9 protein-coding genes are annotated in these 13074 nt (G+C 44.5%); 8 read left to right on the top strand and 1 reads right to left on the bottom strand.

Annotated features, from left to right (window positions below; all coding sequences use genetic code 11):
- Both PSE60_RS17480 and PSE60_RS17475 read left to right on the top strand, forming a co-directional pair.
- Complete coding sequence (locus PSE60_RS17480) at positions 1 to 1614, top strand: phytoene desaturase family protein (protein WP_272666266.1); 1614 nt, start codon at positions 1 to 3, stop codon at positions 1612 to 1614.
- A gap of 74 nt (positions 1615 to 1688) precedes the next feature.
- Complete coding sequence (locus PSE60_RS17475; protein ID WP_272666265.1) at positions 1689 to 2582, top strand: SphA family protein; 894 nt, start codon at positions 1689 to 1691, stop codon at positions 2580 to 2582.
- Between the two features lie 81 nt (positions 2583 to 2663).
- Here the strand turns inward: PSE60_RS17475 and PSE60_RS17470 are convergent, their stop codons facing one another.
- Positions 2664 to 3671: an AraC family transcriptional regulator gene (locus PSE60_RS17470; protein WP_272666264.1), complete on the bottom strand. Its 1008-nt coding sequence runs from the start codon at positions 3669 to 3671 to the stop codon at positions 2664 to 2666.
- Positions 3672 to 4416: 745 nt separating this feature from the next.
- Here PSE60_RS17470 and PSE60_RS17465 point away from each other — a divergent pair.
- From PSE60_RS17465 to PSE60_RS17440, 6 genes are all read left to right on the top strand, one after another.
- Positions 4417 to 6615: an indolepyruvate ferredoxin oxidoreductase subunit alpha gene (locus PSE60_RS17465; protein ID WP_272666263.1), complete on the top strand. Its 2199-nt coding sequence runs from the start codon at positions 4417 to 4419 to the stop codon at positions 6613 to 6615.
- A gap of 9 nt (positions 6616 to 6624) precedes the next feature.
- The gene (locus PSE60_RS17460; protein WP_272666262.1) at positions 6625 to 8154 is read left to right on the top strand and encodes an indolepyruvate oxidoreductase subunit beta family protein; all 1530 of its coding nucleotides are present in this window, start codon (positions 6625 to 6627) and stop codon (positions 8152 to 8154) included.
- A 10-nt stretch (positions 8155 to 8164) separates the two neighbouring features.
- On the top strand, positions 8165 to 8587 hold the full coding sequence (locus tag PSE60_RS17455; RefSeq protein ID WP_272666261.1) for an acyl-CoA thioesterase: 423 nt from the start codon (positions 8165 to 8167) through the stop codon (positions 8585 to 8587).
- A gap of 16 nt (positions 8588 to 8603) precedes the next feature.
- Entirely contained in the window at positions 8604 to 10901 is a 2298-nt protein-coding gene (locus tag PSE60_RS17450; RefSeq protein WP_210840023.1) for a bifunctional salicylyl-CoA 5-hydroxylase/oxidoreductase, read from the top strand.
- A gap of 29 nt (positions 10902 to 10930) precedes the next feature.
- The gene (locus PSE60_RS17445) at positions 10931 to 12058 is read left to right on the top strand and encodes a cupin domain-containing protein (RefSeq protein ID WP_210840024.1); all 1128 of its coding nucleotides are present in this window, start codon (positions 10931 to 10933) and stop codon (positions 12056 to 12058) included.
- Positions 12059 to 12153: 95 nt separating this feature from the next.
- Positions 12154 to 13065 (top strand): fumarylacetoacetate hydrolase family protein, encoded by a 912-nt coding sequence (locus PSE60_RS17440; protein ID WP_272666260.1) that lies wholly within the window; start codon positions 12154 to 12156, stop codon positions 13063 to 13065.
- Positions 13066 to 13074: the final 9 nt, after the last annotated feature.

The following is a 13074-nucleotide window of genomic DNA, read 5'->3' as shown; positions in this document are numbered from 1 at the left end:
ATGACGACAAATTCGACCCCTCAAGTGATTATCGTGGGCAGTGGACTGAACTCATTGATGTGTGCCGCCTTGTTGGCGGTACGTGGAAAGTCCGTCTTGGTTCTTGAGCGAAATGACCGCTTAGGGGGCTGTATCCGCACTGAAAATTTATTTGAGGGCTATACCCACGACCTACTTTCTTGCTGGTACTCCTTATTTGTTGGCAGCCCAGGATACCAAGAATTAGAACCCTATTTAAAACAGTATGGATTAGAGTTTGCTCAGTGTGATTATTCAACGGGTTTAGTGCAACCGGATGGCCAGTCGATAGCACTGAAGCGGGATATCGGCCAAGCGGCGAAACAACTTGACCAATTGGCTCCCGGGGACGGCTTAGCATTTCGTAATATGGCTGAACAACTGTTTACGCAAGACGCAGCACTGACGTTTGGCCTATTAGGGCAAAATCCCTACAGTGCTAACATGTTGAAATTATTATTTTCAGAATGGCGAAAACGTAGGGTTGATGGCTTGCTTGATTTTGCAAAAGCGGGAATAGAAAGCTTTCGCCGTTGGTCAGAACGTGAATTACAACATGATTTTAGTCGAGCTTTGATGGCACCGTGGGTATTGCATACTGGACTGGGGCCAGACGAAGCCAGCTCTGCATTAATTGGAAAATTAACCTTTGCAGCTGTGGTCGCAGGGGGAATGCCTGTAGTGAAAGGCGGTAGTGCTCGCATTGTGGAGTCTTTTGCGCAGGTTATTGAAGCACACGGTGGTCAACTAAAAACGGGTATGCATGTTGAAAAAATTATCACTGTCGGCGAGGGAAAAAACCAACGAGCTAAAGGAGTGAAAGTGAATGGGCAAATCGTCACTGCGTCTGAAAGTGTGGTTTGTAACGTCACCCCAACGCAGTTATATGGCTCATTGCTCGATAACGTTTCCTCTCAAGTAAGACAAAAAGCTAGAGGCTACCGCTATGGACGGGCGGGGATGCAAATTCATTTTGCTTTAAGCGCACCTCCTCCGTGGTGTAACCCTGAATTGCTAAATGTACCACTGGTCCATTTCACCGAAAGCATGGAACAAGTGTGTTTGTCGGTAACGCAGGCAAACAATGGCTACTTACCGGATAAACCGACATTTGGTATTGGCCAGCCCACCACGCTTGATCCCAGTCGAGCTCCTGACGGAGGGTGGATCTTATGGATCCAAATGCAGGAGCTTCCCCGAGTTTTAAAAGGGGATTCTGCTGGTGAAATTTCAATACCAGATGATGGGTGTTGGAATGAGCAAGTGCGAGAAGCTGTTGCTGACCGAATTCAGCAACGTTTGGAACTTGTTATGCCCGGCTTTTCTTCGCTTATTGTTGGCCGCAAAGCCATTTCTCCGGCAGATTTGGAAAACTATAACTGTAACCTTGTCGGCGGAGATCCTTATTCAGGGACATGTTCTCCCGATCAATTCTTCTGGTTGCGACCTTTTTCTGCGACGGGCCAAACAAAGACACATCAAACCGCAGTCAAAAATCTTTTTCATATCGGTGCTTCAACACATCCTGGTCCCGGTCTTGGTGGTGGCTCAGGTTACCTTGTTGCCCAAAAATTGGCAGTCAAACGCAGGACATAATAAATCCGCAAGGGATTTGCGACATAACAGGCAAAGCACACACAGTAAAACAATCCACTATGGCAGGAAACATGATGAAAAAAACAATAATCGGTAAGCTTGTAGCAGGTTCTTGTCTCTGCGTACTATCGTTTGGTACGATTGCCACCGAAGGCGGCGGTTTGGGGGTATACCCTGATGGGCTAGAAAACTTTATGTCAGGTGCATTGCCGCCGCAAGGGGTTCATGTACTGATGTATGGTGGAAATGCGCATTACGACAGTATTCGCGATAATAAAGGAGATAAAATCCCAGTTCCGGGGTTTAGCGTCAATGTGAACGTATTAGCACCTCGACTGATTTGGGTGACAGACCAAAAAGTCTTTGGTGGTGACCTCGCTTTTCATACGATAGTGCCATTATTGGATGTCACTGCGAAAGCCGCTGGTAAGAAGGATACCAGTCGCGGCCTTGGTGATATTACATTTGGTCCTGCATTAGGGTTTCACCCTTCAGCCGATTTACACTATGTGTTTGGGTTAGATGCATATGCGCCTACGGGTAAATACAGCAAAACGGATCCCTCAAGCTTAGGTAAGAATTACTGGGCACTGCAGCCAGTATGGGCAATTAGCTATATTCCCCCAGTTGGTGTTAATGCTGACTTGAAAATGATGTATGACTTTAACTTTCGTAATAACGATACTAAAACACGCTCAGGCCAAGCTTTTCATGCGGATTACGCCCTAGGTTGGGGGTTTGGTAATGGTTGGGTGGCAGGAATTGGGGGCTATGCATTTTGGCAAACGACAGATGACAGTGGGCCAAATTCAGCACAAGGGAAAGCTCGAGCTTATTCCATTGGCCCTTCAATTCGCTATGCAAACCCGCAAGGATGGTTATTTACTGCTAAATGGGAAAAGGATTTTGAAGTCAGAAACCGACCGGAAGGCTCCCAAATTTATTTGAAAGCATCGATACCTTTTTAAAACATATTTGCATATTAAAAACCCCATATTGCCTTTACATAACAATATGGGGCTATTTGTAAGAAAGATATTGTTGAGAATTTAGGCTTTTTTCATGCTTTGGCTTGGGGTCTCACCATAACGTTGTTTATATTCCGCGCTGAAACGCCCCATATGAGCAAAACCCCAACGTAAAGCGACCCCTGTGACGCTTGTGGCTTCTCCTGAAAGGAGTTCTGCTCGAACACGTTCCATTCTTAAATCGCGCAAATATTGCATGGGGCTGATATCTAAAAACTCTTTAAAACCAGCATATAAGCTACGTAAGCTGACCCCTGCGATGTGTGCAAGCTGCTCAACGGTGATTGGCTCATGGGCATGCGCTTCTAAATATTCTTGTACTCGACGTACGTGCCGGGGGCGGATTGTTGCTCTTCGCATGCCTGAATCTTCGGTATAATTATGGCCTTGGGTTGAAAGAAGTGTGACAGAAACTAATTGTTCGACCTGTGTTGTGATCAGTTTATGTTGCAAAAGATCGGGTGTACGGGTTGCACATTCAATGAGGTAATTCATTAAAGTACGCCACGCAATGCAGGACTGCCAAGCAAATCCTAATTCAAAGACTAGGGGCTTATCGAGAATATGTCCCAGCTGACCCACTAGCGATCTTTCAAGTAAAGACCGTGAAATACGTAACATGAATTGATCGTTATCGCTATTCCAACGCATTGTTGTTGATTCTTCGGGGCTGAGGAGTGACGCCATTTGCGGTGTTGATTCAATACATTTTCCGCCACTTTCGATGATTGCTGTACCTGATAGAGGCATTTGCACTAGAAAAAAATCTTGTAATTGCCCCGGTGCAATAGAAACGTCTGCACCATAGCGCAAGCGACTAAGAGAAATGTCCCCCATTGGGATGTAGTGCATACGAGCGTCAAGACGTTGATGCGGATTAAGTAAGTTAAATTGATGTGGCTTCATGACTCGGCCAACCATCGATTTAATCTCTTCAGGATCTGCTGAGGTAAATAATAAACGCTCTGAAGAACAGAGTTGGTTTTCAATCTGAGGTGCAGATGAATGGGACCATGAGTTGCTCAACATCGGAGGTACCTCCAAAATGATTTGCCAACCCTACTTTATAGAATAACCAAAAGTGGGTCTGACTAATATTGCTTATTATATGTTTTTCTCAATGAATTCAATTAATTATTATATTTTTGATGGCTTATTACCTGAGGAAGGAATGACTTCTATTTAAGTCAAATGGATTCCCTCTACTTTTGTTAACATTTTATTAATTATTTCGTAACTAACTGTGAGTTGAACATAACATAAACATATTTTCTTACCTAGATAAAAACATGCAGAAACTATCCGAAAACTGCAAGAAAATAGAAACTATGTGATTATTGTGATATCGATAACAATATAAAAAATAAAGTTATTTTTATTTTTCAATAGCAAAATATACATGATTTTTCATGTTGTATTCTATATTTACCCATCTACTTCTTATTTGATTAGATTAATATTCTAAGTAATTTATTTATGGTGATTTATTTTCCTGATTCATTTGTTTTTGTGAGATCTATTTCCTTTTGATTCATACTTTTCAGTATTTTTTATTTATTTTTATTGGGTTATTTTTGTTAAGTTATTTAGAAAGAAAACGAATTTTCTGGTTGTTTTAATTCACTATTTGTCCCCTGTCTGCAAGCCTTATCCACTCTCTGCATAAATCTAATTTACATGATTAATCATGGATTGACCTTTAATTAACAAAAGATATACAAATAAGAAACACAAAAAAGATAAAAACGTTCTGATGTTGATTGGTGAGGTTAAAATGGCTGAGCGATCGTTTGTACAAGAAGTTCAAAAATTACGGCAGGGGCAAGGTGAAACCTTTAGCGGAGAAGGGATCCTTGCTGTCACAAAAGCGTTATTAGAGTCAGGCGTATCTTATGTTGCTGGATACCAAGGTGCTCCCATCTCCCATTTGATGGATGTGCTTGCTGATGCGCAAGATATTTTATCCGAATATGGTATTCGTTTTGAAAATAGCGCAAGCGAAGCAACTGCAGCGGCAACTTTGGCAGCCTCTGTAAATTATCCACTGCGTGGCGCCGTGACGTTTAAAGCCACTGTAGGAACCAATGTCGCGTCTGATGCCTTAGCTAACTTAGCGTCTGGTGGGGTGTTAGGGGGGGCTTTAATTATTGTTGGTGAAGACTATGGTGAAGGTTCTTCTATTATGCAAGAGCGTAGCCATGCTTTTGCGATGAAATCGCAGATGTGGCTGCTTGACCCTCGTCCCAACTTGCCGTCCATCGTTCAAGCAGTGAAAGATGGCTTTGAGCTCTCTGAAGCCAGTAATACACCTGTTATGTTACAAATGCGTATTCGTTCTTGTCATGTTCATGGGCAATTTGTTTGTGCGGATAACCAACATCCAAAATTTACCGTCAAGGATGCACTCGAGAACCCAACCCGAGATGTCAGTCGCATTGTATTACCTCCCGCTAGTTTCTTACATGAAAAAGAAAAAATAGAAGCTCGCTGGCCCGCAGCAGTTAAATTTATTCAACAACATGAGTTAAATGAGTTTTTTTCCGAGGACTCGGATGATGTTGGAATTGCACTACAAGGCGGTTGTTACAACACATTGATCCGCGCATTAAATCAGCTTGGATTAGCCGATGTATTTGGTAATAGCCAAATTCCCTTATATGTGATGAATGTAGCTTATCCATTGATTGATGATGAATTTGAACGTTTTTGTCGCCATAAAAAAGCGATTTTAATCTTGGAAGAGGGGCAGCCAAATTTTGTCGAGCAAAATGTGGCGAATATTTTACGTCAACGCAAGATTGATATTGCTCTCCATGGTAAGGATATGTTGCCAATGGCGGGAGAATATAATACTGCGACAGTACTTGCGGGCTTACGCTCATTCTTTGAATGTTATGGAAAGATAGCGCCACAAGTTAAAGCGGCTGCAAAACAAATTCGTATCCCAACGATTAATATTGCCACTCAACAGCCTGATGAATCCTTACCTGAGTACGTCAATGCGGCAGAGCCGACATTAGAAGAATCTGTCCATGCTCGCCCACCAGGGTTTTGCACAGGTTGCCCTGAAAGACCTATTTTCACTGCGATGAAATTAGTGGAGCGTGAATTAGGCGAACACCATGTCAGTGCCGATATCGGCTGTCATCTATTTTCTATCTTACCGCCATTTAATTTAGGTAACACCACCATGGGATATGGGTTAGGTGGCGCAGGTGCTGCGGCCTTGAATGCAAAAGCAGGGAAGCGTGCAATTTCAGTGATGGGTGATGGCGGCTTTTGGCATAACGGTTTAACCAGTGGTATTGCCAACAGTGTTTTTAATCGTAGTGATAATTTAACAATTGTTATTGATAACAACTATACGTCTGCAACGGGAGGGCAAGATATTCTCTCGTCGACAGCGCTGAACCCAACTCGCAGCACCGGCCATGAAATTGAAAAAGCAGTAAAAGGGGTTGGGGTCAATTGGGTGAAAACCATTAAACACACCTATGACTTAAAAGCCATGACCAATACGCTACGTGAAGCCCTAACAACCGATGAGCAAGGTCCAAAAGTTCTGATTGCACAAAGCGAATGCATGTTAAACAAACAACGCCGCGAAAAGAAAAAAGTACGCAGTGATGTTGCTGCCGGTAAACGGGTGGTACGTGAGCGTTTCGGGGTCGATCCTGACACCTGCACGGGAGACCACTCTTGTATTCGTTTGTCTGGTTGTCCGTCTTTATCCATTAAACCAAGTCAAGACCCACTAAGAACAGACCCAGTTGCAACAGTGATGGATAGCTGTGTCGGCTGTGGGTTATGTGGCGAAGTCTCTCACGCTGCTGTTTTGTGCCCTTCTTTCTTTAAGGCTCAAATTATTACTAACCCGAATAGTTGGGACAAATTACGTCACCGTGTTCGTAGTTGGTTTATTGGTTATTTACAGCGTCGTGATGCACGTCGACGTGAACAATTTAGTTTTTAAGGGGGATGCATGAATTCGTTATCAACTGCATTACCATCGACAAAAGTTGCATTACAGCCGATTAAAATTGCCATTCTAGCCATGGGTGGTGAAGGTGGTGGGGTGCTTGCTGACTGGGTTGTTAACCTAGGTGAAGAAAACGGCTATTTTGCCCAAACAACTTCAGTTCCTGGTGTGGCACAGCGCACAGGGGCAACAATTTATTATGTAGAACTCTTCCCTGGGGCTGACAACCCTCAAACACCTTCACCTGTGTTAGCTCTGATGCCCATGCCTGGTGATGTAGATGTTGTATTGGCTTCTGAGTTAATGGAAGCGGGCAGAGCGGTACAGCGTGGTTTTGTTACCCCAGAGCGGACAACATTAATTAGCTCGACACATCGGGTTTACTCCATTGCTGAAAAATCAGCCATGGGTGATGGGCGAGTCGATAGCCAAGCACTGGTTCGTCATGCTGCGGCATCCGCACGCCAGTTTATTCATTTTGATATGGCGCAAGCGGCACAAGAAAGTGGCAGTGTGATTAGCGCTGTTTTATTTGGTGCATTGTTTGGCTCCGGTGTTTTGCCATTTAGCCGTGCACAATTCGAAGAAACGATTGTCCGCGGTGGTGTTGGTGTAAAGCCAAGTTTGCGAGCTTTTACATTAGGAGCCGAAAAAGCCGCGAAACCTGAAGATGCGTACCAATCTGAATCAACAAAAAGCATCGTATATTCACCAAAAAATAAACAAGTATCGCAGCTATTAGCGCGTATCCAACACGAATTTTCTCCTCATGCGCAGTATCTCGTCACTGAAGGGGTTCGCCGACTTATTGATTACCAAGATCCTGCATATGCCTCTTTGTATTTAGAACGCCTCAATAACCTCTTTGCGCAAGAGGGTGGACAAGATGAACGTTTGCAACGAGCACTTGCACGCCACTTAGCACTGTGGATGTCCTATGAAGACACCATTCGAGTTGCTGACCTTAAAATTCGTGATAGCCGCTTTGCTCGCGTTCGTAATGAAGTACAGGCAAAAGATAGCCAATTATTGGATATCAATGAATTTATGCATCCAAGAATTGAAGAGATTTGCGAAACGCTTCCCAAAAATTTGGGGCGCTGGTTAATGCGCCCACATTGGTTACACAAAGCGCTTCGCAAAATGACCGAAAAAGGGCGCACTATCACTACCAGTTCTTTATTTGGTTTTTTACAGTTGTATGTATTAGCGGCATGGCGAAAAGGCCGGCGTTCGACATTACGCTATCAACTAGAAACGCAACGTATTGAAAAATGGCTCGCCACTGTGATTGAAGCAGCGAAAGCTAACCCTGCTCTAGCAACAGAAATTACTCAGTGCCAACGGGTTGTTAAGGGCTATAGCGACACTCATGCAAGAGGATTGCGTAATTTCCAAATATTAATGGATATCGTTGTGCAGCAAGGAAGCAAATTAACACCCATTAATTTACGGGAGTTACGCGAGGCTGCGTTAGCTGATGAACACGGTAAAGAGTTAGAAAAATGCCGTCAACGTTTAGCAATGAATTAAGGACAACATCATGAGTTTACTGACATTTACTAAGCCACACAAAATCCACTTTTCGGAGTGTGACCCCGCTGGAATCGTGTTCTATCCCCAGTATTTCGTGATGTTTAATAATTTACTTGAACGTTGGGTTGATGAATTAGTTCCTCAAGGTTTTGCTGGTTACATCATGGAGCAACGCTTTGGATTGCCGACGGTACACCTAGAAGCAGAGTTCAAAGCCATTAGTAAAATGGGGGATAACGTGATGCTAGAACTGCATGTCCAACGTATTGGCCGCAAGTCTCTGACGTTACATCAACGCTGTGTTGGTATTGATAACGTATTGCGTATGCAAGTGACGCAAACCTATGTCACAACATCATTAGAAACGCATCAAGCAATCCCCATTCCCGATGCCCTGTATCAGGCATTAACCGCTCAGCAACCTGTGTAAGTAAAGGAGAAATTCCATGAATATCGTGTGTATTGGCGGTGGTCCCGCAGGGCTTTATTTCGGGTTGCTGATGAAACTGCAGAACCCGCAAAACCGTGTTGTGGTGGTGGAGCGTAATCGTCCCTATGACACTTTTGGCTGGGGAGTGGTATTTTCTGATGCCACACTCACTAATTTACGCCAAGCTGACCCTGTTTCTGCAGAAACTATTTCTGCAGAATTTAGTCACTGGGATGATATCGATGTGCATTTTAAAGGTGTATGTAATCGCAGTGGTGGCCATGGTTTTATTGGTATTGGGCGCAAAAAGTTACTCAATATTTTACAAGACCGTTGCTTGGAACTGGGTGTGGAGTTGGTGTTTGAAACCCAAGTCACAGATGATCAAGCGATTGCTCGTGAATACCAAGCCGATTTGCTCATTGCATCTGACGGTATTAATAGTGCGGTACGTACGCGTTACGAAAACGTGTTTAAACCTGATATTGACCCACGTCGTTGCCGTTTTGTTTGGTTGGGCACAAAGAAAATTTTTGACGCTTTTACCTTCTTATTTGCCGAAAATGAGCACGGTTGGTTCCAAGTGCATGCCTACCAATTTCAAGAGGGGTTATCGACTTTTATTGTTGAAACGACGGAAGAAACTTGGCTTAAAGCGGGTATTGACCAAATGTCTCAAGAGGATGGCATCGCTTATTGTGAAAAGCTATTTGCACCGTGGCTTGATGGTGAAAAACTGATTGCTAATGCTGCTCATTTACGTGGTGCCGCAATTTGGATCCGTTTCCCTCGCGTCATCTGTGAAAATTGGGTGCATTGGACACAGCCAACACAGGGGAAAGATGTTCCAGTAGTCTTGATGGGCGATGCAGCTCATACGGCCCATTTTTCGATAGGCTCGGGAACCAAGTTAGCATTAGAAGATGCTATTGAGCTGTGTGAAAGCTTGAAAACCGCAGAAGGTGATTTACGTAAAGGGCTGGCGCATTACCAGACGGTGCGTAGTGTCGAAGTGCTGAAAATTCAGAATGCAGCACGTAATTCGACAGAGTGGTTCGAAAATGTCTGTCGCTATGAAAACTTAGCACCAGAGCAATTTGCTTATTCCCTCTTAACGCGTTCACAGCGTATATCCCATGAAAACTTGCGAGTGCGGGATGCTGCATGGTTGGAAAATTACGAGCAGTGGTTTGCAGCACAAACGGGTGTGACTTCAAAGGCAAAAGTACCGCCTATGCTGACGCCTTATCACGTGCGGGGTGTCACGCTTAATAACCGAGTGGTTGCATCACCGACACTATTGTATTGCGCTAATCAGGGCGTACCCGATGATTTTCACTTGGTACATTTGGGGAGTCGTGCATTAGGCGGAGTGGGATTAGTCATGACTGAAATGACAGCTATTACCCCCGAAGCTCGAGTGACAAAAGGCTGTGTTGGTATTTGGAGTGACGAGCAAGTCGCCGCATGGCAGCGGGTGACTGATTTTGTTCATCAAAAAACGGAAGCCAAAATTGGGATTCAATTAGGTCATGCAGGACGCCGTGGTTCAACTCAGCGAGGGTGGGAAAAAGAAAATCACCCACTGGATGCGGATAACTGGCCGTTAGTTTCTGCTTCAGCGTTGCCTTATTTAGCGAATATTTCACAAACTCCGGTGGAATTATCCGAGGCGCAAATGACAGTGGTGGTAAGCCAATTTGTTGCCGCAGCAAAACGTGCCGAAGAGGCCGGTTTTGACTGGCTTGAACTGCAAGCAGGACAGGGTTATTTACTGTCGAGCTTTATTTCTCCATTAACCAATCAGCGTACAGATAACTACGGTGGAACATTAGAAAACCGCTTACGTTTCCCATTAGCTGTCATTCATGCTGTACGCCAAGTGTGGTCAAAGCCGTTGTGTGTGCGTATTTCAACGACGGACTGGGTGGACGGTGGAACGACGGTCGATGATGCAGTGGAAATTGGCCGTGCAATGAAGCAAGTGGGAGTGGATATGATTGATTGCTCTTCAGGTGAGGTATCACCACAACAGCAACCAATATATGGTCGGATGTATCAAACACCAATGGCAGACCGTATTCGTAATGAGGCTGGAATACCCGTTATTGCCGTCGGTGCGATTACTGACGCAGACCAAGTGAACAGCATTATTGCCGCTGGACGGGCAGATTTGTGCGCTTTATCTCGACCATTACTTTCTGACTCTGCATGGGTCTTACATGAATGTGCGCGTTATGGGTGGGAAACTTGTTGGCCGGCACCGTATGAGTATGGGCGCCAGCAACTCGTTCAATCCTTGAAGTCGCGTTAAAGGCTTTGGTAAACCAAGAGGAAAACAGCATGAATACACGCTCCCATGACCAATATCGAGAAAATGTGGCAGGTCGTGCCGATGTGGCAGATACCCCTGAACTAGTGGCGTATTACCAAGAATTGGATGCGTTGAAGACAGGCGCACTATGGACGGTAGCAAACAAGATTGAACCATGGCAGCCCAAATCAAGTTCAGTTCCGGTGTTGTGGCGCTACCGTGACCTACGTGAGCATGTGTTACGTTCAGTCGAATTGGTGACACCAGAAAAAGCGGGACGCCGTGTAATTTATTTAAATAACCCCGGCCGCCAAGATGTGGCTGCTGCAGTCGGTTGGCTGTACTCAGGTTTGCAAGTAATGCACCCAGGAGAAGCTGCTTCGGCACATGCTCATTCGTCTTCAGCATTGCGTTTTATTATGGAAGGGCGTGGGGCATACACCATTGTCGAAGGGCAGAAAATGATGCTAGAAGCCAACGACTTTGTACTGACGCCAAATGGAACATGGCATGAGCACGGTGTTGCGGAAGATGGCTTACCTTGTATCTGGCAAGATGGACTTGATATCCCGTTAGTCAATGCCATGGAAGCTGGTTTTTACAAAGTGCATCCTGATTTGCACCAAGCACAAACACGCCCTATCGACTACCCAGTTGGCATGTGGGGGGGAACGGCATTACGCCCTCATGATATCGGTTGGGATAAACCTTATTCGCCATTATTTAAATACCAATGGGGGCCAACTTACGAGGCTCTATGCCGTGCAGCCAAGGCTGCGGATGGCTCAGTATTTGATGACGTTTTAATGCACTATACCAACCCTCTCACTGGTGGGCCGGTGATGCCAACTATTGGGGCAAGTATGCAATTACTACGTCCGGGCTTTGTGGGTAAAGCTCATCGTCATACGGGTAGCTTTATTTATCAAGTAGCCAAAGGGCAAGGGTATTCGGTGATTAACGGCCAGCGTTTTGATTGGCAAGAGCGGGATATTTTCTGTGTGCCATCATGGATGTTCCATGAACATGTGAATACCTCACAAACCGATGATGCATGTCTGTTTTGCTTTAATGACTTACCCGTAATGCAATCTTTGGGGCTCTATTATGAAGAAGCTCTAGTTGAAAATGATGGGAATCAAAAAGTCATTAGCTAGGTGAATACCATATTTATTATTAATTAATTTAAACATTTTATTATTCCAATTTACGTGAAGAAGTGAGTGAGACACCTCATTCAAGGAGAAAGAAAATGCGCTTAATAACTTATCGTTCTGATGTAACCGCAGCAGCTCGTTTAGGAGCAATTGTTAACCATCAAGTAGTGGATTTAGCTCTTCTTGCCCAAGAGCAAGGGCTATACTTGCCTGACAATATGTTGGATTTTATCGATTTAGGCCCACAAGGCGTACGCGTTGGAACTGAACTCTTAAATTCTTATCAGGGACAATTTCCTGCTGGGACTGCTTGGCCGGTGCAAAACGTGAAAATTTTGGCTCCAATCCCTCGTCCACGTAAAAATATTTTTGGTATTGGTTTGAATTATGTTGAGCACGTGGCGGAATCCAGCCGTACATTAGACACTTCAAAAGATCTTCCAAAGCAACCGGTTATTTTTTCTAAGCCACCAACTACAGTGATTGGACCGGGGGATGCTATTGAACATAACGCCAAAATTACCCAACAATTAGACTGGGAAGTTGAATTGGCAGTGATTATCGGCACGCGTGCGAAAAGTGTTACGGCAAAAGATGCGCTTAATTATGTGTTTGGTTACAGCTTGATGATTGATATGAGCGCACGTGATTGCCGTCGTGCGGGGCAGTGGATTTACTCTAAAGGGCAAGATACTTATGCGCCATTTGGGCCTTGCATTGTCACTGCTGATGAAATACCGGACCCTCATTCCCTAGATTTAAGCTTAAAAGTGAATGGGGTAACCAAACAATCCTCAAATACACGTCATATGCTATTTAATGTAAATGCATTGATTGAAGATATTAGCCAAGGGATCACATTAGAACCAGGTGACATCATTGCGACAGGTACTCCAGAGGGTGTGGGGGCAGGTAGAACGCCACAAGAATGGGTCTGGCCGGGAGATGTCATTGAGGCATATGTCGAGAGCATTGGTGAATTGCGTCATCCAGTTGTTGCCGTTTAAGGGGGAAAT

Origin of the sequence: Providencia sp. PROV174 (assembly GCF_028480685.1) — a bacterium.
In the GTDB taxonomy this organism is placed as follows: Bacteria; Pseudomonadota; Gammaproteobacteria; order Enterobacterales; family Enterobacteriaceae; genus Providencia; species Providencia rettgeri.
Note: the sequence above shows the minus strand (reverse complement) of the source record. Positions and strands in the feature narration are given on the sequence as shown.